This window comes from Burkholderia sp. 10_S31, from assembly GCF_056930375.1.
Map to the genome: position 1 here is coordinate 1,580,904 of NZ_JBXOWK010000003.1, position 24,079 is coordinate 1,604,982.

Below are 24,079 nucleotides of genomic sequence, written 5' to 3' on the forward strand. Positions count from 1 at the left end.
GCGCCTTCTCGGCCGCCGTGCGGCGACTCGATGAAATCGGACGATGGGGAAGGGTGCATGACGGCGTGGCTGACGGTAGTGGGCATCGGCGACGACGGCTACGCGGGGCTCGGACGCAGCGCGCGGCGCGCGCTGCTCGAGGCGACGCGGGTCGTCGGCGCGAAGCGGCACCTCGACATGCTGCCCGCGCGGCTGCCGGCCGCACGCGAAGCGTGGCCGTCGCCGTTCGACCTGTCGGGCCTGCTCGCGCGGCGCGGCACGCCCGTCTGCGTGCTCGCCAGCGGCGACCCGATGCTGTTCGGCGTGGGCGCCACGCTCGCGCGCGAACTCTCCCCCGACGAATGGCGCGTGCTACCCGCCCCGTCGTCGCTGTCGCTGGCGGCCGCGCGGCTCGGCTGGCCACTGCAGGACGTCGGCGCGGTGTCGCTCGTCGGCCGGCCGCTCGCGACGCTCGCGCGCCACCTGCTGCCGGGCCGGCGCCTGTTCGTGCTGAGCGCCGACGGCCGCACGCCGGCCACGGTGGCCGCCGAACTCGCCGCGCGCGGCTTCGGTCCCACGCGCATCAGCGTGTTCGAGCATCTCGGCGGCCCGCTCGAGCGGCGTCTCGACGGCCTCGCGCAAGACTGGCACATCGCCGAAACCGCCGCGCTCAATCTCGTCGCGCTCGACTGCCGGGCCGGCCCCGATGCGCCGCGCCGCGCGCTCACGCCCGGCCTGCCCGACGACGCGTATCGCCACGACGGCCAGCTCACCAAGCGCGACATGCGCGCGCTGACGCTCGGGCGCCTCGCGCCCGCGCCCGGCGAACTGCTGTGGGACGTCGGCGCGGGCAGCGGCTCGATCGGCATCGAATGGATGCGCGCGCATCCGTCGTGCCAGGCGATCGCGATCGAGTCGCATGCCGAACGGCAGCGCTTCATCGAGCACAACCGCGACGCGCTCGGCGTGCCGGGCCTGCAACTCGTCGCGGGGCGCGCGCCCGATGCGCTCGCGGGGCTCGCCGCACCCGATGCGATCTTCATCGGCGGCGGCGCGACCGCACCCGGCGTGCTCGATGCGTGCTGGTCGGCGCTGAAGCCCGGCGGCCGGCTCGTCGCGAACGCGGTCACGCTGCAGGGCGAACTGGCGCTCGCCGCGTGGCGCGATGCGCATGGCGGCACGCTCACGCGCGTGTCGCTCGCGCACGCCGAGCCGCTCGGCCGCTTCGATACGTGGCGGCAGCCGTTGCCGGTTACGCTGTACGACGTGCGCAAACCCGATTCAACGGCAACGGCATTCACGGACCTCGCGTGATGCGCGACGAAACCCCCGAACAACCGGCACCGCTGCGCTTCGGCTATACGACCGGCAGCTGCGCGACCGCGACGTCGCTTGCCGCCGCGCGCCTGCTGCTCGCGGGTCGCGCGGACGATGCGGTCGAGATCGTGTTGCCGAAGGGGCAGCGCGTGATGATGCGGCTCGAATTCTGCCGGGCCACGGCCGACGGTGCGGAAGCCGGCACTGTCAAGGACGCCGGTGACGATCCGGACGTCACGCACGGCGCGCTGATCTTCGCGCGCGTTGCGCTGTCCGCCGCGCCCGGCGTGCGCTTTCATGCGGGGCCGGGCGTCGGCACGGTCACGCGCGCGGGGCTCACGCTGGCGGTCGGCGAACCGGCGATCAATCCGGTGCCGCGCCAGATGATGACCACGCACCTCGACGCGCTCGCGGCCGAACACGGCTATGCAGGCGGCTTCGACGTGACGATCGGCGTCGAGGGCGGCGAGGCGCTCGCGCTGAAGACGATGAACCCGCGGCTGGGCATCGTCGGCGGATTGTCGATCCTCGGCACGACCGGCATCGTGCGGCCGTTCTCGTGCTCGGCGTACATCGCGTCGATTCATCAGGGTATCGACGTCGCCCGCGCGAACGGGATCGCGCACATCGCCGCGTGCACCGGCAACGCGAGCGAGGACGCGATGCGCGCGCACTACGGCCTGCCCGACATGGCGCTGATCGAAATGGGCGACTTTGCCGGCGCGGTGCTCAAGCACCTGCGCCGCGCGCCGATCGCGCGGCTGTCGATGTGCGGCGGCTTCGGCAAGCTCAGCAAGCTCGCGGCCGGCCATCTCGACCTGCACAGCCGGCATTCGAGCATCGACCTGCCGCTGCTCGCGCAGTGGGCGGCCGAGGCCGGCGCGAACGAGGCGCTGCAGGCCGCGATGCGCGCGTCGAACACCAGCCAGGAAGCGCTGAAGCTCGCGAACGCCAGCGGCGTGCCGCTCGGCGACATCGTCTGCGCGCACGCGCTGCGGGTCGCGCGCGACATCGTGCCGGCCTCGGTCGCGGTCGAGATGTTCGCGATCGACCGGCAGGGCCGCTTCGTCGGGAGCGCACGATGAGCGCGCGCATCCTGCTGCTCGGCGGCACCGGCGACGCGCTGAAGATCGCACGCGCGCTCGGCCCGCGACACGTCTATAGCCTCGCGGGCCTCGGCAAGGTGCCCGACGACCTGCGCTGCGACGTTCGCGTTGGCGGCTTCGGCGGCGCTGCCGGGCTTGCCGCGTATCTGCGCAGCGCCGGCATCGGCCTCGTGATCGACGCGACGCATCCGTATGCCGCACAAATCAGTGCAAATGCCGCGGCCGCGGCGCGTGAAGCGGGCGTGCCGCTGTGGGCGCTGCGCCGTGCGCCGTGGGCGCCCGGGCACGGCGACGACTGGCGGATGGTCGACGACTGGGCCGGCATCGAGGCGGCGCTCGCGCCATTCCGGCGGCCGCTGTTCACGCTCGGCCGCGAACCGCTCGCGCATCTCGACGAGATCCCGCCGCACCAGTTCTGGCTGGTGCGCTGCCTCGATGCGCACCCCGGCAACGCGCGCGCGCAGATCGTCGCGACGCGCGGACCGTTCACGCTCGACGGCGAACGCGCGCTGTTCGCCCTCGCGGGTATCGACGTCGTCGTCAGCAAGAACAGCGGCGGCGCCGCTACCGAGGCCAAGCTCGACGTCGCACGCGAACGCAGGCTGCCGGTCGTGATGCTGAAAAGGCCGCCGCTGCCCGACGCCGACCGCGCATTCGACTCGGCCGCCGTGCTGCTCGACGCGCTCGACCCGGCCGCGCGCACGTGATGCCGCGCTCGGCTGCCCCATGAATTGACGGAGATTTCTGGATGACGGTGTATTTCATCGGCGCGGGCCCTGGCGACCCGGAGCTGATCACGGTGAAGGGCCAGCGCCTCGTGCGCACGTGCCCGGTGATCCTGTATGCGGGCTCGCTCGTGCCGCCGGCGGTGCTCGACGGCCATCGCGCGGAACAGGTCGTCAATACGGCCGAGCTCGACCTCGACGCGATCGTCGCGCTGCTCGCCGACGCGCATGCGAAAGGGCAGGATGTGGCACGCGTGCATTCGGGCGATCCGTCGCTGTACGGTGCGATCGGCGAACAGATCCGCCGGCTGAAAGCGCTCTGGATTCCATATGAAATCGTACCGGGCGTGACGGCCACGGCCGCATGCGCGGCGACGCTCGGCGTCGAGCTGACGCTGCCCGGCGTCGCGCAGACGGTGATCCTCACGCGCTTCGCGGGCAAGACGACGATGCCGGAAGGCGAAGCGCTCGGCTCGCTCGCCGCGCATCGCGCGACGCTCGCGATCCATCTCGGCGTGCGGCATCTCGCCCGGATCGTCGACGAAGTGCTGCCGCATTACGGGCCCGCGTGCCCGGTCGCGGTGATCTATCGCGCGAGCTGGCCCGACGAGGAACGCGTGACCGGGACGCTTGCCGACATCGTCGGCAAGGTGCAGGGCACGCAGATCGAGCGCACCGCGCTGATTCTGATCGGGCGCGTGCTCGATGCGGAAGGGTTCGCGGATTCGACGCTGTATGCGAGCGGGGGTTGATTGCGCGTGTGCGGAACGCCAGGCGCTTCGAGGCATCGCGACAACGGGTTTTCTCGCGAGCCGGTCAACTGATCGACTCGCTTGGCCGTGCGGCACTGACCGTGCAATCCGGCGCGCCTGAGTAACACGGGGCAACCGCGCGCCGGCATCGATTCGGACCGACGCCAGACCGATGCGCCTTCGCGTTGCTGCCGATCGGCGCTAGGGCCTGTTCACGCTAATAACGGGCTTGCGAACGTGCCTTTCCGCCCGCAAGGCAAGGAGAGAGGAGGCGCAATAGCCGTAGCTATTGCAACGATGAACGACGCCGCAATGCGGGCGGAAAGGCACGTTCCCCTGTTTGGAAAAATCATTCGTGGGGCTGGCCCCCAGAAGGGCCGATCGCCGCGTCATGCGCCTCGCGAATACGTCGAGTATTCGCTTCTCCGCATTCCTTGCGCTCGGCCCTTCTGGGGGCCAGCGCAAGCCCGTTATTAGCGTGAACAGGCCCTAGGCCGGCGCGACGCGCCGCGCAAGCTGCGGCACGAAACCCGCCGCCAGCGCGAACAGCACCACACACAGGCCAGCCATTGCGACCCACGCGGGCGACAGATCGGCGAGATGCTGGCGCACGACGCCCGCCGCGAACGGAAACAGCCCCGCGATCAGATAGCCGATGCCCTGCACGAACCCCATCAGCGACGCCGCATCGGCCGGCGTCGCCGCATGATCGACCGTGACGATCAACGACAGCGGAAACAGCGCACCGATGCCCGCACCCAGCAGCAGCGCGGCCGGCAACGCGAGCGTCTGCGGCGCGGCCAGCATCACCAGCAGCCCCGCGAGCAGCGACGCGATCGCCGCGTGCAGCATGGGCCGGCGATCGGGCAGGCGGTCGATGGTCGCCGAGATCGCGAGCCCCGCGACGACTTCCGCGAGCGTCACGCCGCCGAGCAGGCTGCCGGCAGCCGTTGGCGACCAGCCGAGCCGCATGTAGTACGGCGGCAGCCAGGCCAGCACGAGCGTGTACGCGCCCGTCGCGATCCCGAAGAACACCGCGAGCCGCCACGCACGCGGCGAGCGCGACGGCCGCGCCTGCGTCACCGACGTCGAAGCTGACGCCGGCCGCGCCCCGGACGCCGGCGCATCGCCGCCACGGCTGGCCAGCGGCCACGCGAGCGCTGCGATTGCGGCCGGCAGCGCCCAGCCCGCGAGCGCGACGAGCCAGCCCCAGCGGGTCGCGGCAAACGGTGCGACGACGCTCGCAAACACCGCGCCGCCCATGATCGACGTCGAATAGACGCCCATTGCGCCGCCGATCCGCGTCGCGAAATGCGCCTTCACGAACCCCGGCAGCAACGCCTGCACCATCGCGATCCCGATGCCCGCGCAGCATGCGCTCGCCAGCAGCAGCCCCGCATGCCGCGCGCCGATGCGCGACGCGCAGGCGAGCCCGATCAGCGCGACGCCGAGCCACACGCCGCCCGCGATTCCCGTCGCGCGCTGCAGCCGCCGCGCGCTCAGCGCGCCGAAGCCCATCAGCAGGATCGGGATCGTGGTCAGCAGGCTCGCCGCGCCGTCGCCGATGCCGGTCGCACGCTGGATCATGTCGAGCAGCGGACCGATTGCGGCCAGCGCCGGCCGCAGGTTCAGTCCGACCAGCACGACGGCGGCGAGCCGCCATCCTGGGGAGGCGAAACGATTCATGGAACGGCCCTCGATATCGGTGCATGCCCCCTGCGTCGAGGCGCATGCGTTTTCAGGTAAAGTATCTCGACATCAAGATAAATGCCGATTTATCTCGACGTCAAGATAACTGGTGAGCCGAGGAGGGTTAATGGATCGAGCCGCGCATGCGCTCGCGCAATGGCGCATCGAGCGCCCGGATCTGGATGCGTCGTCGATGCTCGTGATGGGGCGGCTGCAGGAAGCCGCGCTCGTGATCGCACGCGACGGTCTCAATCCGCTGTTCGCGCGCTACGGGATGCAGCCGGGCGAATTCGACGTGCTGGCGACGCTGCGCCGCAGCGGCGCGCCGTTCGCGCTGACGCCGACGGCGCTGTACGACGCGCTGATGATGTCGTCGGGCGGAATGACCGCACGGATCGACCGGCTGCAGAAGGCCGGCTGGGTCGAGCGGCGGCCGAACCCGGCCGACGGCCGCGGCACGCTCGTCGCGCTGACGGACGCCGGACGCGTGCTGATCGACGATGCGGTGGTCGCGCACGTCGACAATCAGCGCGCGATGCTGGCTGCGCTGTCGCAGGCGGAGCAGGCGCAACTCTCGGCGTTGCTGGAAAAGCTGCTGGCGGGATGGGGGGAAGGAGCGTCGGCGCCGGCCGAAAAATAACGCGGCCGAATCGTCCTGCTGCCCGCAACGAGGGACATGCGGACACACCGAAGGAAAGCGGGAAAGCCGCCCGCCGCGCGATGCGGCGGGCCACGCAGACAGCGGGCAGCGCCCGCTGCACGGATCAGTCGCGTGCCGGGATGTTGAGCCCGCGCCCGACGGCCGGACGCGCGACGAAGGCTTCGAGCGCCCGCGCGACGTTCCGGAATTCGCTGAAGCCGACGAGGTCGCCCGCCTCGTAGAACCCGACCAGGTTGCGCACCCACGGGAAGATCGCGATATCGGCGATCGTGTACGTATCGCCCATCACCCACTTGCGGTTCGCAAGATGCGCGTCGAGCACGGCGAGCAGGCGCTTCGACTCGTCGACGTAGCGATCGCGCGGACGCTTGTCTTCATAGTCGCGGCCGGCGAACTTGTGGAAGAAGCCAACCTGACCGAACATCGGGCCGATGCCGCCCATCTGGAACATCACCCACTGGATCGTCTCGTAACGGCCGGCGAGATCCTTCGGGATCAGCTTGCCCGTCTTGTCGGCGAGATAGATCAGGATCGCGCCCGATTCGAACAGCGGCAGCGGCCGGCCGTCGGGGCCGTTCGGATCGATGATCGCCGGGATCTTGTTGTTCGGGTTCAGCGACAGGAATTCGGGCGACAGCTGGTCGTTGGTGTCGAAGCGCACGAGGTGCGGCTCGTACGGCAGGCCGGTTTCCTCGAGCATGATCGACACCTTGACGCCGTTCGGCGTCGGCAGCGAGTACAGCTGGAGACGGTCGGGATGCTGGGCAGGCCACTTTTTCGTGATCGGGAAGGCAGACAGATCGGGCATGGAGGTTCGCTCGTCAACGTGGAGGATCCGCGGTCCGCCGGCCTGCCGGGCGTCGCCGGCAGCCCCTGACACGGCGGCAGGGGCGGGACGAGCGCATCGACGGGCGGGCGGGGCGCGCCGAAAGCGCCCACTGTAGCCGATCCCCGCGATCGCTGCAGGCGGCGGCCGCGAGTCGCGCCCGAGCGCCGCCGCGCGCATCGCGCCGTGCTTCGCCTGGCTGCGTCGATCGCGGTAGGAATGCCCATTGCTAGACACCCCCCGCACAGATCCCGGCGTGCCCAATTCGGGCACCGGGCTCCTACCTTGAGTGTTTGACGGCGAACCGCCGGTCTGGCCACGGGTGAAGGATTCGAGGTTGTGGGAGCCAGGCATCCGCGATCCGCTCGACCCGCGTCCACGTCATGTGATCCTTCTGGCTGCGGCGCCGAAGCGCACGCCGCCAGAGATCCACGACGTGGTAACGGAACGCGCCAAGTGCGCGCGAATTCGTCGGTACCGCGTGGTACGCGAAGTAACCGCGAACCACTTGCCCGAGCCATTTCCCTTGTATGGGAATCGGTTCGTGCATACGCCGCCGTAGTTCCTCCTTGATCCCCCTGAGCTTCGCCCGCATGCGATCGCCCCGGGTCTTCCTCTGAAGCTGGAAGCTACCCCTTCGCGATTTGCCGCAGATAAAGATAAAGCCCAGAAAGGCGAAGGTCTCCGGCCGGCCAAGACCGCGGCTCCGGCGATTGGCCGCCGCATAGCGACCAAACTCCAGCAGCCTCGTCTTCTCCGGGTGAAGCGCAAGCATGAACTCCTCCAGCCTCGAACGCATCGCATCCCAGAAGCGCCGCGCGTCAGCTTCGTGCTCGAAGCCGACCACGACATCATCCGCGTATCGCAGGATGATGACGTTGCCCTTGGCTTCCCGCCGTCGCCAACGATTGGCCCAGAGATCGAAGACGTAGTGCAGGTACACGTTCGCGAACAGTGGCGAGGCCACTGATCCCTGCGGGGTACCTGTCTCACTTACGCTTAGCTCTCCGTCTTCCAGCACGCCGGCCTTGAGCCACTTGCGCACAAGACGGATGATGCGTTGATCACCGATCCGGTGCTCAATGAATCGCACCAGCCATTCCTGACTGACCGAATCAAAGAAGCTCTTGAGATCGGCGTCCAGAATCCAGTTCACCGGGGTGCGGGTGATCGCTGTCGCCAACGCGTCCAACGCATCGTGCTGACTACGTCCGGGCCGGAACCCGTACGAGAATCCGAGGAAGTCCCCCTCGTAGATCGCATTCAGTACTTCAACCACCGCGCGCTGGACGATCTTGTCCTCCAGCGCGGCAATCCCCAGCGGGCGATGCTTGCCATCCGGCTTGGGTATGTACTGCCGCCGAACGGGCAGTGCCCGATACGCTCCGCTGTGTACTTGCGCGTGCAGGCGCTGGAGATGGTCTTCCAGTCCTGCCTCGTAGTACCGCCACGTCAAACCGTCCACCCCAGGGGCCGCCTTGCGTTTGAGCGCAAAGAACGACGCCCTGAGACGATCGATCGTGACGTGGTGCAGCAGCGCGGTGAACCGTTCCTTCTTCCGCTGCCTTGCAGCCTGCCGTACACGGTCCAGCCCCTGTGACACGCTTGCCCGGTTCTGCGCCCGGCACGTGCTGAACTGCCCCGTGTTCCTCTTGGTCCCCGCCCTTGGCTCCACCCACTCCGCAGCCGGTTGCCCGACCTTGTTCGCAGGCTTCGACGCTACTATGGCGGAGTCTGACTTCTCCCGTCCGTTCATCATCGGCTACGGCTCCTCACCTTCCCGACACGGACCAGCCCGGGTTGCGACTGGCCAGACGAGAGATCTCCCGGTTCCCGCGCAAAGAGCGTCCGTGCGTGCCAGGGTCTTCGACCACGCCGGGTCGTCGAGGCGCTCGCGCTTGCGCGCCCCTTCATGTTGCCTTCCGCGTTCTGAACCGCGTCGGCACCCGGAATTACACAACTATCGCGGCTCAATGGCTGGCCCGCACGTTCCCCTACCGACGCTTCGCCGGTCGCCTCACGGCAGCCGACGCACGGCTCGGGGTCGATGTGGCTCGCTACGCCTTCATCGTAATGGACTTGCACCACCTGCTCCTTGCCGGTCTCCCGGCGCACTCAGAAGTTGTGCCGCAGCCCGACCATCGCGGCCGTCGTGCCGACCCCGGGCGCGACCGGCTGCCCGTACGCGAGCATCTGATCCATCGTGCCGCGGTTGTTCACGTGACCGACCTGTGCATAGACCATCGTCCGCTTCGACAGGCTGTAGTCCGCCGTGAGCACGATGGCCGTCGACCGGTTCTCCGAGCGGTTGCGGTCCTTCAGGTAGTACACGGCGGAGGCGACCTGCAGCGCCGGCGTGAAGCGATAGCCGACACCCGCCGACAGCATGTCGAGGTTTACCTTGTCCGCATGCGACGGATTCCGGCCGTTGCCGTACGACGCCGACACCGAGAAATCGCGGATCGTGTATTTCGCGCCGAAATAGACGAAGCGGTTGTTGTCGACGCCGGTCGGCGCGGTGCCCGGCGCCGGATTCGTGTCGTGGCCGTTGTAGTAGACGGCCGATGCGTTCAGCCCGTAGTTCGCATACCTGAGCACGACCGATTCGCGCGTGCCGCCCTGGAACTGCCCGGCGACACCGCCCGGCGCGTATTCGAGCGCGATCGATGCGCCCGCGAACGTCGGCGACTGATAGACGAGCGCATTGCTGTCGTACAGCGCGCCGATCGCGCCGTTGGTGCTCGTCCCCGGCCAGCCGGCCGCCGTGTTCAGGCCGAGCCACGCGGTCAGCACGCTGCCGAAGAACTGCGCGTTGCGCACGTCGGTGTCGGCCATCGCGTAGATCATCGGCACGATCTGGCGGCCGGCCGTGAACGTGCCGAACGGGCCCGACACGCCGAGCGACGCAACCTGGTTGAAGATCGCGACGGCGCCGGGCGTGTCGCTCAGCTGCATCTTGCCGGTGCCGCTGTCGAACGAGCCCTGCAGCTTGAAGTTGACCTTGTAGCCGCCGCCGAGGTCCTCGCTTCCCTTGATGCCCCAGAAACTCGAATAGATGCCGCCGTCCTTCATCCGGAACACCTTGCCGGTGTTCGGCGCGGTCGGGCTGAACGACGCGGCCGACGTGCTCTGGTACAGCATGCCGGTGTCGACCACGCCGTACAGCGTGACGGAGGATTGCGCGTGTGCGAGCGCCGAACAGCCGGCGAGCGCCGCGAGCGCGGCCAGTTTCGTCTTCATCGAAGTCTCCAGGATCGTAATGGACCGCACGGGATCGAGCCCGTGCGAGTGAAGCGGGGAAGCATCGAGGCAGGCGGGAAGGCGTCGGATGCGACGCCGGTGCGAGCCGTGCGGAAAGACTACGCAACGGCGCGCGGCCGCTCCCCCCCATGCGCGGGGGGCAGGGTTGCGGAGAATCGAAGGAGGGCGGCAATGATGCCGCCGTCGACGGCCGGTAAGGACAACGCCGGTACGGACGTGTAGAGGGGGCGGTCAGGGCGCGCTTTCGAGCAGCCCGAGCACCAGCGCGCGGCGCACCGCGTGCTTGCGCGAGCTGGCGTCGAGCTTGCCGAACAGGTTCTTCAGGTGCCACTTCACGGTTTCCTCGCCGACGGCAAGCGCGACCGCGATCTCCTTGTTCGACAGGTTGCGCGCGAGCAGCTCGAGAATCGCGCGCTCCTTGGGCGTCAGCACGACGCTCGGCACCGCGCGCGGGCTGGCGGTGCTGCGTGGTGCGGGCGGCACGATGCGCGGCTGCGGCTGCGCGGCCCGCGGGGGACCGTCGCCCGCGGCCGCCTCGTCGCCGGCGCGGCGCGCCCAGTCGGCGACGGCCGGATGCGTGTCGGCGAGCGTGCGCGTGAGGCCGAACAGGTCCGCGAGGTTCATCGCCTCGTCGAGCCGCGCGCGGCCGCCGTGCCCCGACTGCTCGAGCGCGAACGCACTCAGCGCCATGATCTCGATGCGCGCGCGCCCCATGCTCATCTCGCGGGCCAGTACGGCCGCTTCGTCGAGCGCCGCGCTCGCGTCATCCCAGCGGCGCGCGGCAAGCGCGGCGCCCGCGTGCGCCATCGCCTGCAGCAACACGACGGGGCGCCGCCACAACGGCCCGTGCGACGGAAATTCGGCCGCGGCGATCGCGTCGATCCGCTCGACCAGCGCATGGCAGGTTGCCTCGCGATAGCGTGCCGCATGAATGCGCACCTGCTCGGCGAGGCTCGCGACCGACAGCCGCGGCAGCCGCCGCGCGACACCCATTGCGTCGAGCGCCTCGAGCAGGTCGATCGCGCGATGCTCGACGCCGCGCAGCAGCGCGATGCGCGCGGCCGTCAGATAGCCGAGCAGCACGGTGTCGGGCGTGCCCGCGTGCTCGAGCACGTCGAGCCGGTTCGCGAGCAGCGCGGCAGCCTGGTCGACGCGATCGGACTCGTATGCGATCGCCGCGCACATCGCCGCGAGCATGCAGGTCAGCGGATGGCGGCGCCCGAGGTCGGCTTCCGCGCGCGCGAGTGCCGGCGACAACGCGTCGTCCGCGAGCCGGATCTGGCCTTCGCCCAGGTAGCTCAGGCCGGTGATCAGCTCGCCCCAGCGCGCGACGTACCCGAACCCGGCCGCCGTCTCGCCGCGCGGCGCGGCCTGCTGGAAGCGGCGCGCCTGCGCCGGTTCGCCGACGATGATCGCGCGCGCCGACAGGCGGTTCGCATGCATCTGGGCCAGCCATGTCGCCGCGGGCGGCGTGAACTCGGCCCACGGCTCGAACAGCTCGACGAAACGGTCGATTTCGTCGGCGTAATAGGCCGCCGCGCTGAGGATCAGCGCGCATTCGTAGCGCATCGCGGCCGGCGTGCCGGCATCGGCCAGGATGCTGGCGATCTGACGCTGCGCCTCGACATGGCGCTCGCCGAGCGCCAGCGCCCAGGCGACCGCGATCCGCAGCGTCGGGCGCTTGTCGAGTTCCGCGTCGGGCAACAGCGCGAGCCAGTCGAGCACGTCGTTGATGCGGCCCTGCTTGATCGCGTCCTCGAGGCAGCGCTGCGCGAGCGCGTACGCGGTCTCGACCTGGCCGGCCGCATACGCATGGCGCGCGGCTTCCTCCGTCATCCCGTGCGCATCGAGCCACGCAGCCGCGCGTGCATGCAGCTCGCTGCGGTCTGCGTCCGGGCACGCCGCCAGGCGGTCGCGCAGCGTATCGCGCACGAGCGGATGCAGCCGGCACCAGTCGGAATCGTCGGACGCGATGAACAGCGGCGTGTCGCGCGCGAGCCGCACGAGCCGGTCGGCGGCATCCGCGTCGTCGAGCAGCGCGGCGCACAGCGACGGATGCAGGCGGTCGGCCACGCTCGTGCGCGTCAGGAACGCGGTGTCGTCGGCAGACAAGTTCGCGAGCAGCAGCTCGACGAGCCGGTCGCGGGTGCCGTCCATGCGCGCGGCGAGCGCGTCGACGGCCTGGCGCGGATCGGCCGAGCGCGCCATCGCGGCCATCGCGAGCTGCAGCCCGAGCGGCCAGCCGTCGACGCGTTCGAACAGCCGCGCGCACGCATCGGCGTCGACCCGCTGCGCAAAGCGTGCGCCGACCAACGCGATCGTTTCGTCGAGCGTGAAGCGCAGCCAGTTGGGGCCCACGAGCGTGCATTGCCCGCCGGCGAGCAGGTCGCCGGCCGCGTGATCGAGCCCGCGCCGGGCGGCGACGACGACCCGCAGGTTCTGCGGCGCGTTGTGCAGCACGTAGGTCAGCGCGTCCAGGCCCGCGGCCGGCAGCCGCTCCGCATCGTCGACGATCAGCAGCGCGTCGATCGACAGTTGCGCGACTTCGGCCAGCCACGCGGTCAGCCCCTCCAGCGCGCGCGCCGCACCGCCCGGAACCAGGCGCCCGAAACCGGGCCGCGCGCAACCGGTGCGCACCGCCTGCACGAGCCCCAGCAGCAGGCGCGGCGCGTCGTCGCGCTCGTCGGCGGACAGCCATACGACCGCGCGGCCGAGCGCGAGCGATTCGCGGCGCCATTGCGCGAGCAGCGAGGTCTTGCCATAGCCGGCCGGCGCCTGTACGAGCGTGACCGGCCGGGCGTCGAACGTCGGCGCGGCGAGGCTCAGCCGCGCACGCGCGAGCAGTTGCGCCGGCACGCGCGGCGCGGTCGTCTTCAGCACGAGTTCGGTGGGGGGCGCGTCGGCGCGATCGGGTGGGTGGGCCATCGGGGCAGCAGTCGGATTCCGGCGATGCCGTGCGGGCCAGCGTCCGGGGTGGTTGTGGGGGGAAGGATCGGCCGAACCGTGTTCGCGCGTCAATCCCCCCCGCGACGAGTGGGGCCGCACCGCCGCCCGGTCGATAGCATGGGTTCCGATGCGTGACGAACGCAATTGACGAACGCGACGAGGAGGGACCATGAACATCGTATCGACCGGCACGCAACGCAGCGCGTCGAGCGCCGGATAAGCGGAGCGGCACGATGTATCGCCATCTGCTCGTGACGGTCGACGGCGTGCCCGGCGGCATCGACGCGATCGGCCATGCGCTCGAACTGGCGCGGGCGGTCGGCGCGCGGGTCACGTTCGTGCTGCCGGGCGCCGCGCCGGGCTCGCGTTTTTCCGGAGCGCGGATGCCCGAACAGGGTGCGAAAGTGGAAGCCGCTGCGCGGGCGCAGGGGCTGTCGCATGCGATCGCGGGGGTCGGCCATCCGGGGGCCGGCCATCCGGGGGCCGGCGACACGTCGCCTGGCGCGCTCGCCGCCGATCTCGGCTGCGACCTGATCGGCGTCGCGGCGCTGCCGCACGACGCCGATGCAGCCGCAGCCGTGCAACGGCAGTTGCTGCTCGCGACGAGCGGCGTGCCCGTGCTCGTGTGCCCGGCGCGGCATGCGCCGGCCGAGGTGCGCGTGATGGCACGCTGTCTCGCCGCGCATCGTGCGCTCGGCGAGCAGCTGCAGGCCCTGATGATGGCGAGCGAGGATGCGGACGTGACAAGGCGGCCGACGGCCGACGCGAGCGGCATGCCGACGGCGCTGGCATCGCTTGCGGCGCTGCAGGACGCACGCTTCGGCACGTCCGCCGAAGCCCGTCTCTTTGCGGCATTGCGCAGGCGGGCGGAGAGCACCGCGGCCGAGCTCGACGAGCTCGATCGCCAGCGGCGCCGCGATGCGCACGCCCTTGATGCGCTGGCGCGGCTCGCCGCCGCCGGTCTGCCGTCGGCCGCATTCGATGCCGCGCTCGCCGTCTATGCGCGCGGCGCATTCGAGCAGATGGGACGCATGGAAGGCGTGATATTCCCGGCCGCGCGCCGCTACCTGGGCGACGCCGACTGGAACGAACTGGACCAGCCCCCGGCGGGCGGCGCAGCCACGACGCCGCCGGGCGCCAACGAACCCGACGATGCGTGACGCGCATCCGACCGAATACCTACGGAGAACAAGATGGCACATGCAGTGCGATTCCACGAAACCGGCGGCCCTGACGTGCTGCGCTGGGAAGAAGTCGACGTCGGCGATCCGGGCCCCGGCCAGGTGCGCCTGCGGCACGAGGCGGTCGGCCTGAACTTCGCCGACACGTATTTCCGCAGCGGCCTGTATCCGGTTCCGCTGCCGGCCGGCATCGGCGTCGAGGCAGCCGGCGTGGTCGAGGCAGTCGGCCCCGGCGTGACGAACGTCGCCGCCGGCGACCGCGTGACTTACACCGGCTTTCTCAACACGCTCGGCGCGTACAGCACCGAACGGCTGATCGCGGCCGCGCCGCTCGTCAGGCTGCCGGCCGGCATTTCGTGCGAAACGGCCGCGGCGATGACGATGCGCGGGCTCACGTCGGCGTATCTGTTGCGCCGCATCCACGCGTTCGCGCCGGGCGACGCGATCCTGCTGCATGCGGCCGCGGGCGGCGTCGGGCTGATCGTGTCGCAATGGGCGAAGCTGCTCGGGCTCACGGTGATCGGCACCGTGTCGAGCGAACACAAGGCAGCGATCGCCCGCGCGCACGGCTGCGACCATACGATCGACTACAGCCGCGAGGACGTCGCGAAACGCGTGCGTGAACTGACGGGCGGCGCCGGCGTCGACGTCGTGTTCGACAGCGTCGGCAAGGACACCTTCGAAGGCTCGCTCGATTCGCTGAGGCGGCGCGGGCTGATGGTCTGCGTCGGCACCGCGTCGGGCCCGATCCCGCCGTTCGATCCGCAGCGCCTCGCGATGAAAGGCTCGCTGTACCTGACGCGCCCGGCGCTGGCCGACTACATCGCCGATCCGGCCGAGAAGAACGATCTGGCCGGCGAACTGTTCGCGCACGTCGCCGCCGGCCGCATCCGGATCGAAGTCAACCAGCGTTATGCGCTGCAGGACGCGGCGCAGGCGCACCGCGACCTCGAGTCGCGCAAGACGACCGGCTCGTCGGTATTCATCGTCTGAGGAGACGCGCATGCGAGTCGAACCCCTGACCTGTGCGATCGGCGCGGAGCTGCTGGACGTGAGCCTCGCCGACGCCGTGCACGACGACGGCCTGTTCGCCGAGATCCGCACGCAGTTGCTGCGCCATCGCGTGCTGTTCCTGCGCGACCAGGACATCACGCGCGCCGAGCACGTCGCGTTCGCGCGCCGCTTCGGCGAGCTCGAGGATCATCCGGTCGCCGGCAGCGATCCGGAGCACCCGGGGCTCGTGCGGATCTACAAGTCGCCCGACCAGCCGAACGACCGCTACGAGAATGCGTGGCACAGCGATGCGAGCTGGCGCGTGGCGCCGCCGTTCGGCTGCGTGCTGCGCTGTGTCGAAGGGCCGGACGTCGGCGGCGACACGATGTGGGCGAACATGGTGCTCGCGTACGAGTACCTGCCGGAGCACGTGAAGCAGCAGATCGCCGACTTGCGCGCGCGTCACAGCATCGAGGCGAGCTTCGGCGCGGCGATGCCGATCGACAAGCGCCTCGCGCTGAAGGCGCAGTACCCGGATGCCGAGCATCCGGTCGTGCGCACGCATCCCGAGACGGGCGAGAAGGTGCTGTACGTGAATGCGTTCACGACGCATTTCACGAACTTCCACACGCCCGGGCGCGTGCGCTTCGGGCAGGACGCGAACCCGGGCGCCGGCCAGTTGCTGCAGTACCTGGTCAGCCAGGCCACTATCCCCGAATACCAGGTGCGCTGGCGCTGGAAGAAGAACAGCGTCGCGATCTGGGACAACCGCAGCACCCAGCATTACGCGGTGATGGACTACCCGCCGTGCGTGCGCAGGATGGAGCGCGCGGGCATCGTCGGCGACGTGCCGTTCTGATCTGAGCCCACCCGCGCCGTAACCGGTTCTCAACCCCATGCAACGCGCCGGGCCTGCCGCCCGGCGCGACGGGATGCGCACGCCCGTACATCCCGAACACAACGATTCCATCTGGAGGACGACATGCAATTTCTCGACGATTCGCTGCACCCGGAAAACCAGGACAAGGTAGTCATCACGGTCGCGCCGTACGGCCCCGAATGGATGCCCGCCGATTTTCCGGAAGACATTCCGGTGACGATGGACGAACACGTGCAGAAGGCCGTCGACTGCTACAACGCGGGTGCGACGGTGCTGCACCTGCACGTGCGCGAGCTCGACGGCAAGGGCAGCAAGCGGCTGTCGAAATTCAACGAGCTGCTCGGCCGGCTGCGCGACGCCGTGCCCGACATGATCCTGCAGGTCGGCGGCTCGATCTCGTTCGCGCCGGAAGGCGACGGTGCCGAAGCGAAATGGCTGTCCGACGACACGCGCCACATGCTCGCCGAGCTCACGCCGAAGCCCGACCAGGTGACGGTCGCGATCAACACGGTGCAGATGAACATCACCGAGCTGATGAACCGCAAGGACATCGCCGGCACGTCGCTGAACGAAGCCGCGCTGTGGGACGCGTACCGCGAGATGACCGTGCCGGCCGGCCCCGGCTGGGTCGACGAACACCTGCGCCGGCTGCAGGCGGCCGGCATCCAGCCGCATTTCCAGCTCACCGGCATGCATGCGCTCGAGACGCTCGAACGAATCATCCGCCGCGGCGTCTATCGCGGCCCGCTGAACGTGACGTGGGTCGGCATCGGCGGCGGCTTCGACGGCCCGAATCCGTACAACTTCATGGAATTCGTGCGGCGCTGCCCGGACGGCGCGTGCATCACGCTCGAATCGCTGATGAAGAACGTGCTGCCGATCAACACGATGGCGATGGCGCTGGGGCTGCATCCGCGCTGCGGGATCGAGGACACGATCATCGACCAGAAGGGCAACCGGATGACGTCGGTGCAGCAAATCGAGCAGTGCGTGCGGATCGCGCGCGAACTCGGCCGCGAGATCGCGACCGGCAAGGAAGCGAAGGCGATCTACCGGATCGGCGTGCAGTACGACGGCATCGACGAGACGCTCGCGCAGCTCGGGATGGCGCCGAACCGTCGGCCGGGCCAGGTGAGCGTGCCGCTGCGCGCAGCCTGACGCGCCGCGCATCCGGGCGGCGGCCCTCGCGGCTGCCGCCCGCCGATCGTTGTGGCGTGGCACCCGTCCCCGCGCGTCGCGCGGGGGCCGACTCCGGTTAACGGAGCGGGGCCGCGCAAGCCGCGCCGGCGCGTTGCCGCACCGGTGCCGGAGGAGACACGCATGCTGATTCATCACGTCGAGCCGTCGCTGCAGGAGACGGCCGCCACCGGCCGGCGCGCGCCGGCCTATGCCTGGCTCGTGTTCGGGCTGACCGTCGGCCTGCTGCTGTCGGACTACATGTCGCGGCAGGTGCTCAACGCCGTGTTTCCGCTGCTCAAGCACGCGTGGGGGCTGTCGGACACGCAGCTCGGTTCGCTGTCCGGCGTCGTCGCGCTGCTGGTCGGGCTGCTGACGTTTCCGCTGTCGGTGCTCGCCGACCGTTTCGGGCGCGTGCGCAGCATCGTGCTGATGGCCGCGCTGTGGAGCATCGCGACGCTCGGCTGCGCGCTGTCGACCCACTACACCGAAATGCTCGTGGCGCGCGGCCTCGTCGGGCTCGGCGAAGCCGCGTACGGCAGCGTCGGCGTCGCCCTGATCCTCAGCATCTTTCCGGCGCGCTTGCGCGCGACGCTGACCGGCGCGTTCATGGCCGGCGGCGCGTTCGGCTCCGTGTTCGGGATGGCGCTCGGCGGGCTGGTCGGCGCGCATCTCGGCTGGCGCTGGTCGTTCGGCGTGATGGCCGCACTCGGGATCGTGCTGCTCGTCGCGTACCGCGGTGTCGTCACCGAGCGGCGGCTTGCGGCATGCCGCGTCGAACCGTGCCGGCCCCTTGCCGATGCGCCGTGCGATTTGCGCGGCAGCGTGCGCGTGCTGATGGCGGGGCTGTTCGCGTCGCGCTCGGTGATCTGCGCGTATGTCGGCAGCGGGCTGCACCTGTTCGTGCCCGGCGCGCTGTTCGCATGGCTGCCGAGCTACCTGAACCGCTATTACGCGATGGCGCCCGACCGCGCCGCCGTGCTCGCGGCCGGCTTCGTGCTGCTGTCGGGCATCGGGATGGTCGGTTGCGGAATCGTCACCGATCGCGTCGGACGCACCGACGGCGCGCGCAAATGGCTGACTGCGATCGTGTACTGCGTGCTGACCGGCGTGTGCCTCGCGCTCGCGTTCCGGCTGCCGCCCGGGCCACTGCAGCTCGCGCTGATCTGCGCGGGGATGCTGGTCGGCGCCGGTGCGTCCGGCGCCTCGGGTGCGATGGTCGCGAACCTGACGCCGGCCGCGATCCACGCGTCGGCCTTCGCGACGCTCACGCTCGCCAACAACCTGCTCGGCATGGCGCCGGGCCCGCTGCTGACGGGATGGGTTGCCGATCGGGCGGGCCTCGTCGGCGCACTGCAATGGATTCCCGCCGTGCCGCTCGCGGCCGCCGTGCTGTTCGCGATCGGACGCGCAAGCTACGCGGCCGATCTCGCGCGCGTCGAACGCGAACGGCGCGCATCCCGTCTTTCCTGAACTTTCCCGAACCGAACCCACCCGGAGGCTGCATGACCCTGGCGACCGCGCCCACGCCCACCATCCTGATCGTGCCCGGCTTGCGCGATCACGTCGAAGATCACTGGCAGACGCATCTGCAACGACGCCTGCCGAACGCGCGCGCCGTCGCGCCGCTCGAAGCCGACAAGCTGAGCCGCGCCGCACGGGTCGCGGCGCTCGACGCGGCGCTGGCCGAGATCGGCGGCCCCGTGATTCTCGTCGCGCACAGCGCGGGCGTGATGATCGTCGTCCATTGGGCGCAGCAGGCCACGCGTGCGATCGACGGCGCACTGCTTGCCGCGCCGGCCGATCTTGATACGCCGATGCCCGCAGGCTATCCGCCCCTCGATGCGCTCGACGCGCACGGCTGGACGCCGGTGCCGACCCGGCCGCTGCCGTTTCCGAGCATCGTGGCCGCGAGCCGCAACGACCCGCTTGCGCGCTTCGAACGCGCCGAAACGCTCGCGGCAGGGTGGGGCAGCCAGCTTGTCGATCTCGGCGAGGTCGGCCACCTGAACCCGGCGTCCGGGTATGGCGAGTGGCGTGACGCGGAGCGGCTGATCGGGGAGGTGATCGCGCTGCGTGCGGACTGAGCGCCGTCTGCAGCGCGCCGCGCAGGATTTCACGCCGGCGCGGCTGTGCAAACCAGTTCCATTTCAGCGCCTGCCGATATACGACGTCCTAACACACCATGCCGCCGTTGCCCCAGCGCGCCATGAAATCGGTCAATCGGCAAATCACCGATAAAAGGAAGGTTTTTGTTAGGGAAATTCCCGCCCCGCGCCGCTTGGTTTTTTGTTGACCGACATCGTATAACACCGTCATGATTTCCTGAAAGAAAGGTCCCATCCACCGACCGAAGCGAGGAGACATGAACACAACCACGATCGCGCGCCGTGTTCGCCGGATCGCCCTGGCGCTAAGCCTGACGTTGCCGGCCGCGGCCGCCGTCGCGGCCCCGGTGTCGCTGAATGTCGTCGACGTCGCGGGCAACCTGCAACTCACGCAGAAGGCCATCGAAGCGTTCAAGGAAAAGAACCCGAACCTCGTCGCGAACGTCACGTTCACGAACGCGCCCGCGCCGCAGCTGCCGGGCAAGATCAAGGCGATGCAGGCGGCGGGGCGCGCCGACATCGACCTCGTGCTGACGGGCACCGACGCGCTGGCCGCCGGCATCGAGCAGAACCTGTGGCTGAAGCTGCTGCCCGACAACGCGGGCGCGTTCCCCGGCGTGCTCGACAAGTACGCGCCCGGCCCCCGCAAGATGCAGGATGTCGCGCAGGGCTTCGGCCTCGAAGTCACCTACATGCCGGCCGGCCCGCTGCTCGAATACAACCCGGCGAAGGTCAGCGACCCGCCGAAGACGCCTGCCCAGCTGCTCGCATGGTGCAAGGCGCACCCGAACAAGCTGATCTACGCGCGCCCCGCGAACTCGGGCCCCGGCCGCACGTTCCTGATGGGGCTGCCCTACGTGCTCGGCGACAAGAACCCGCAGGACCCGATCAACGGCTGGGACAAGACCTGGGCGTTCCTGAAGCAGCTCAACGACTGCGTCCCGTATTACCCGGGCGGCACGTCGGCCGTGATGAAGGAACTCGGCGAGGGCACGCGCGACATGACCGTGACCGTCACCGGCTGGGACCTGAACCCGCGCGCGCTCGGCATCGTGCCGGCCGAATTCCGGATCCAGGCGTTCGACAACATGACGTGGGTCAACGATGCGCACTACATGGTGATCCCCAAGGGCGTGCCGAAGGACAAGCTCGACGTGCTGTTCAAGCTGATGAACTTCCTGCTCGAACCGGCGCAGCAGGCGATGACCTACGACGACGGCTACTTCTATCCGGGCCCGGCGGTGAAGGGCGTGACGCTCGAGATGGCGCCCGCGCACAGCCAGGACGTGATCAGGAAGTTCGGCCGCCCCGAGTACGCGAAGCTGCTCGCGGATCGTCCGCACGTGCAGCCGCTCAACGCGCAGGCGATGGTCGCCGCGTTCCAGAAGTGGGACCGCGAGATCGGTTCGCAGAAATCGAAATGACGCATGAACCCGCGGGCGCCGCGGCGCCCGCGCCGACGGAGTTCGCGTAATGAAGCACAGTTTCGAACGGTTGCGGCTCGACGGCGTGTGCCGCAGCTTCACCAATGCGGAGGGCGCACAGGTCGCCGCGCTGAACGGGCTCGATCTCGACATCAGGCGCGGCGAGTTCATCGCGCTGCTCGGCCCGTCGGGTTGCGGCAAGTCGACCGCGCTGAACTGCATCGCCGGGCTGCAGCCGCTCACGAGCGGCGGCATCTGGCTCGACGACACGCGCATCGACGTGCTGCCGCCCGAGCGCCGCGGCTTCGGGATGGTGTTCCAGAACTACGCGCTGTTCCCGCACATGTCGGTGCTCGACAACGTCGGCTTCGGGCTGAAGATGCGCGGCGTGCCGAAGCAGGACACGCGGCGGCGCGCGCAGCAGGCGCTCGAACTCGTGCAGCTCGTCGGCCACGAGGGCAAGCTGCCCGGGCAGCTGTCGGGCGGGCAGCAGCAGCGCGTCGCGATCGCGCGCGCGATCGTCATCGAGCCGCCGCTGGTGCTGATGGACGAGCCGCTGTCGAACCTCGACACGAAGCTGCGCATCGAGATGCGCGCCGAGATCCGCCGCATCCACACGCAGCTCGAACGCGCGACGATCTACGTGACGCACGACCAGGACGAGGCGCTGTCGATGGCCGACCGGATCGTCGTGATGAAGGAGGGCGTCGTGCAGCAGGTCGCGTCGCCGAAGGACGTGTACACGCGCCCGCACAACCTGCACGTCGCGCGCTTCATGGGCTATCGCAACGTGCTGCCGTTCACGCTCGAAGGGATGGCCGGCGACTACGTGAACGTCACCGCCGCCGGCGTGCGCGTCACCGGCGTGCCGATGGCCGGCTTCGACGGCAAGGACGTCGTGGTCGCGCTGCGCCCCGACGACATCGAGCGCGCGGAAGACGGCGCCGACAATGCATTCGACGCGACCGTCGAAACGGTCGAGTACGGCGGCCGCGATTCGCTGATCCGCGCGATCACGCCGTTCGGGCCGATCTGGGCGCGGGTCGCCGGCGAATTCGCGGAAGGCGAGCGGCTGCGGCTGCGCGTGGCGCCGGCGCGCACACTCGTCTATGCGGGAGACGCGCAATGAACGGCCACTGCGCCGCGCGCGCGGCCGCACGCCCCCGGGAGGCCGCATGAGCACGCTCGCGACCGGCGGCACGCCGCGCGACGCGAAGGCATGGCTCGTCACGCCCGCGCTCGCGTTCATCGTCGCGCTGTTCATCTATCCGTTCGCCTACGGCCTCGTGCTGTCGTTCCAGCCGATGAACGGCGGCGGCGCGCTCGCGAACTACGTGCAGTTCTTCACCGACACCGCGATGTGGCCGACCGTGCTCGTCACGCTGAAGCTCGCGGTGCCGGCGACGCTGCTCAACGTCGGCATCTCGGTGCCCGTCGCGTTCGCGTTGCGCCGCAACTCGCCGTACCAGAAGTTCGTCACGACGCTGCTCGTGATTCCGGTCACGCTCGGCACGGTGCTCGTCGCCGACGGGATGCTCACGTATTTCGGCCCGAACGGCTGGTTCCCGCAGGCGCTGCAGGGGCTGCACCTGTACACCGACGAAGTGCGCCTCACGCACAACTACTGGGGTGTGCTGCTGTCGCTGATCGTGTCGGGCTTTCCGTTCGCGTTCCTGCTGATGCTGTCATACATCAGCGGCATCGACCCGACGCTCGCGCGCGCCGCGGCCACGCTCGGCGCGAACCCGTGGCAGCAGTTCCGGCAGATCTACCTGCCGCTGCTCGTGCCGGGGCTCACGATGGCCGCGTGCCTGTCGTTCGTGCAGGCGTTCTCGGTGTTCCCGTCGGCCGTGCTGCTCGGCGCGCCGGCCGGGCCGACGCGCGTGATCTCGATCGCGGCGGCCGAAGCCGCGTTCGAGAGCTACGACTATTCGCTCGCATCGGCGATCGCGATCGTGATGGGTTTCGTGCAGTTGCTGGTGGTCGCGTCGATGCTCGGTGCGCGCCGCTTCTTCTATACGGGGCCGGTGACAGGGGGCAAGGGCTGATGGCGACCGACAATCATGCCGCGCCGGCCTGGCCGCCGAAGCAGGACGCGCCCGATGCACGCCCCGTCAACGCGAGGACACCGCGGAAGATGAGAAGCAGCCTCGCCGGCCGGGCCTGGAAGGCACTCGTCTGGGGGCTGATGGCGTTCTTCCTGCTGAACGTGATGCTGCTGATCGCGACCGTCGCGGTGAACTCGGTCGCGACGCGCTGGTTCGGCACGCCGCTGCCGCAGGGCTTCACGCTGCACTGGTACGCGAAAGCGTGGGAAGACTTCCAGCTCGCGAGCGTGCTGTGGGTGACGCTCGAAGTGGTCGGCGCGGTCGTGCTGCTGTCGGTCGCGCTCGGCGTGCCGGCCGCCTATGCGCTCGCGCGCGTGCGGTTCCGCGGCAAGCGCTTCGCGCTGCTGGTATTCCTGCTGCCGCTGATGGTGCCGCCCGTCACGTACGGGATTCCGATGGCGACCGTGATGTACAAGGTCGGGCTCGCCGGCACGCTGCCGGGCGTGATCCTCGCGAATCTCGTGCCGGCGCTGCCGTTCGTGATCCTCGTGATGACGCCGTTCATCGAGCAGATCGACCCGAATCTCGAGGCCGCCGCGCGCATCTTCGGCGCGAACACGTGGCGCTATTTCCGCTACGTGCTGCTGCCGCTGCTGGTGCCCGGCATGCTCGCGGCCGGGCTGCTCGTGCTGGTGCGCACGATCGGGATGTTCGAGCTGACCTTCTTCACCGCGGGCCCGAGCACGCAGACGCTCGTCGTCGCGCTGTATTACGCGGTGTTCTCGACCGGCGTGCGCGCGCCGCAGTCGATCGACGCGATGGCGATGATCTACATGGCCATCACGCTCGTGTGGGTCGTGATCGCGCTGCAGTTCGTGAGCCCGACGCAATTGGTCAGCCGCGTGAAGCAGGAGCGGCAGTAAGCGCGGACACCAGCGGCGGGGCGCGGCGCACGGGCCGTCCGTTCGGCCGCCCGCATCCGTGCAATTGGTTACAAATGGATACCG

21 protein-coding genes are annotated in these 24,079 nt (G+C 69.7%); 15 read left to right on the forward strand and 6 right to left on the reverse strand.

The annotated features are described in order from the left end of the window. Positions 1–57 precede the first annotated feature (57 nt). The 4 genes from AC1Z3W_RS27365 to cobM are packed head-to-tail and all read left to right on the forward strand — an operon-like array spanning position 58 to position 3,879. The gene (locus AC1Z3W_RS27365) at positions 58–1,293 is read left to right on the forward strand and encodes a bifunctional cobalt-precorrin-7 (C(5))-methyltransferase/cobalt-precorrin-6B (C(15))-methyltransferase (RefSeq protein WP_057924478.1); all 1,236 of its coding nucleotides are present in this window, start codon (positions 58–60) and stop codon (positions 1,291–1,293) included. Next, complete coding sequence (locus AC1Z3W_RS27370; protein ID WP_124833010.1) at positions 1,293–2,381, forward strand: cobalt-precorrin-5B (C(1))-methyltransferase; 1,089 nt, start codon at positions 1,293–1,295, stop codon at positions 2,379–2,381. Before AC1Z3W_RS27365 ends, AC1Z3W_RS27370 begins: the two co-directional genes overlap by 1 nt. Then, positions 2,378–3,109 (forward strand): cobalt-precorrin-6A reductase, encoded by a 732-nt coding sequence (locus AC1Z3W_RS27375; RefSeq protein ID WP_057924480.1) that lies wholly within the window; start codon positions 2,378–2,380, stop codon positions 3,107–3,109. Before AC1Z3W_RS27370 ends, AC1Z3W_RS27375 begins: the two co-directional genes overlap by 4 nt. A 41-nt stretch (positions 3,110–3,150) precedes the next feature. Continuing rightward, on the forward strand, positions 3,151–3,879 hold the full coding sequence (cobM, locus tag AC1Z3W_RS27380) for a precorrin-4 C(11)-methyltransferase (RefSeq protein ID WP_057924481.1): 729 nt from the start codon (positions 3,151–3,153) through the stop codon (positions 3,877–3,879). Positions 3,880–4,368: 489 nt separating this feature from the next. Here the strand turns inward: cobM and AC1Z3W_RS27385 are convergent, their stop codons facing one another. Then, entirely contained in the window at positions 4,369–5,565 is a 1,197-nt protein-coding gene (locus AC1Z3W_RS27385) for an MFS transporter (protein WP_483508860.1), read from the reverse strand. A gap of 130 nt (positions 5,566–5,695) precedes the next feature. On the opposite strand from AC1Z3W_RS27385, the gene AC1Z3W_RS27390 reads away from it, so the two are divergent. Beyond that, positions 5,696–6,208, forward strand: coding sequence for a MarR family winged helix-turn-helix transcriptional regulator (locus AC1Z3W_RS27390; protein ID WP_057928964.1), 513 nt, complete (start codon positions 5,696–5,698; stop codon positions 6,206–6,208). A 124-nt stretch (positions 6,209–6,332) separates the two neighbouring features. On the opposite strand, the gene AC1Z3W_RS27395 is transcribed toward AC1Z3W_RS27390, so the two are convergent. The 4 genes from AC1Z3W_RS27395 to AC1Z3W_RS27410 form a co-directional block, all read right to left on the reverse strand. Beyond that, on the reverse strand, positions 6,333–7,037 hold the full coding sequence (locus tag AC1Z3W_RS27395) for a glutathione S-transferase N-terminal domain-containing protein (protein WP_483508861.1): 705 nt from the start codon (positions 7,035–7,037) through the stop codon (positions 6,333–6,335). A gap of 298 nt (positions 7,038–7,335) precedes the next feature. Then, positions 7,336–8,814 (reverse strand): group II intron reverse transcriptase/maturase, encoded by a 1,479-nt coding sequence (gene ltrA, locus AC1Z3W_RS27400; protein ID WP_124835047.1) that lies wholly within the window; start codon positions 8,812–8,814, stop codon positions 7,336–7,338. Positions 8,815–9,170: 356 nt separating this feature from the next. After that, a complete protein-coding gene (locus AC1Z3W_RS27405) occupies positions 9,171–10,295 on the reverse strand; it encodes a porin (RefSeq protein WP_483508862.1) in 1,125 nt (374 codons plus the stop codon). Between the two features lie 252 nt (positions 10,296–10,547). After that, positions 10,548–13,241, reverse strand: coding sequence for a winged helix-turn-helix domain-containing protein (locus AC1Z3W_RS27410; protein ID WP_483508863.1), 2,694 nt, complete (start codon positions 13,239–13,241; stop codon positions 10,548–10,550). Between the two features lie 254 nt (positions 13,242–13,495). On the opposite strand from AC1Z3W_RS27410, the gene AC1Z3W_RS27415 reads away from it, so the two are divergent. From AC1Z3W_RS27415 to AC1Z3W_RS27440, 6 genes are all read left to right on the forward strand, one after another. Beyond that, complete coding sequence (locus tag AC1Z3W_RS27415; RefSeq protein WP_483508865.1) at positions 13,496–14,422, forward strand: universal stress protein; 927 nt, start codon at positions 13,496–13,498, stop codon at positions 14,420–14,422. 33 nt (positions 14,423–14,455) lie between these two features. Next, positions 14,456–15,436, forward strand: coding sequence for a quinone oxidoreductase family protein (locus AC1Z3W_RS27420; protein WP_124833003.1), 981 nt, complete (start codon positions 14,456–14,458; stop codon positions 15,434–15,436). 10 nt (positions 15,437–15,446) lie between these two features. Beyond that, a complete protein-coding gene (locus AC1Z3W_RS27425; protein WP_057928958.1) occupies positions 15,447–16,295 on the forward strand; it encodes a TauD/TfdA dioxygenase family protein in 849 nt (282 codons plus the stop codon). Positions 16,296–16,418: 123 nt separating this feature from the next. Next, a complete protein-coding gene (locus AC1Z3W_RS27430) occupies positions 16,419–17,474 on the forward strand; it encodes a beta-keto acid cleavage family enzyme (RefSeq protein ID WP_483508866.1) in 1,056 nt (351 codons plus the stop codon). 162 nt (positions 17,475–17,636) lie between these two features. Continuing rightward, a complete protein-coding gene (locus tag AC1Z3W_RS27435; protein ID WP_483508867.1) occupies positions 17,637–18,965 on the forward strand; it encodes an MFS transporter in 1,329 nt (442 codons plus the stop codon). A gap of 32 nt (positions 18,966–18,997) precedes the next feature. Then, positions 18,998–19,579 (forward strand): RBBP9/YdeN family alpha/beta hydrolase, encoded by a 582-nt coding sequence (locus tag AC1Z3W_RS27440; RefSeq protein ID WP_057928955.1) that lies wholly within the window; start codon positions 18,998–19,000, stop codon positions 19,577–19,579. A gap of 88 nt (positions 19,580–19,667) precedes the next feature. Here AC1Z3W_RS27440 and AC1Z3W_RS27445 read toward each other — a convergent pair whose 3' ends face one another. Then, positions 19,668–19,859 (reverse strand): hypothetical protein, encoded by a 192-nt coding sequence (locus AC1Z3W_RS27445; protein WP_483508868.1) that lies wholly within the window; start codon positions 19,857–19,859, stop codon positions 19,668–19,670. On the opposite strand from AC1Z3W_RS27445, the gene AC1Z3W_RS27450 reads away from it, so the two are divergent. Genes AC1Z3W_RS27450 through AC1Z3W_RS27465 form a run of 4 tightly spaced genes read left to right on the forward strand, consistent with a single transcriptional unit; the run spans position 19,858 to position 23,995 of the window. Next, complete coding sequence (locus tag AC1Z3W_RS27450; protein ID WP_057928954.1) at positions 19,858–21,024, forward strand: ABC transporter substrate-binding protein; 1,167 nt, start codon at positions 19,858–19,860, stop codon at positions 21,022–21,024. The two genes, AC1Z3W_RS27445 and AC1Z3W_RS27450, sit on opposite strands and share 2 nt — an antisense overlap. A 49-nt stretch (positions 21,025–21,073) precedes the next feature. After that, positions 21,074–22,153, forward strand: a complete 1,080-nt coding sequence (locus AC1Z3W_RS27455) for an ABC transporter ATP-binding protein (RefSeq protein WP_124832999.1) — start codon at positions 21,074–21,076, stop codon at positions 22,151–22,153. Positions 22,154–22,199: 46 nt separating this feature from the next. Further along, positions 22,200–23,072, forward strand: a complete 873-nt coding sequence (locus AC1Z3W_RS27460) for an ABC transporter permease (RefSeq protein ID WP_057928975.1) — start codon at positions 22,200–22,202, stop codon at positions 23,070–23,072. Next, a complete protein-coding gene (locus tag AC1Z3W_RS27465; RefSeq protein ID WP_175826867.1) occupies positions 23,072–23,995 on the forward strand; it encodes an ABC transporter permease in 924 nt (307 codons plus the stop codon). Before AC1Z3W_RS27460 ends, AC1Z3W_RS27465 begins: the two co-directional genes overlap by 1 nt. The last annotated feature ends 84 nt before the right edge of the window (positions 23,996–24,079 follow it).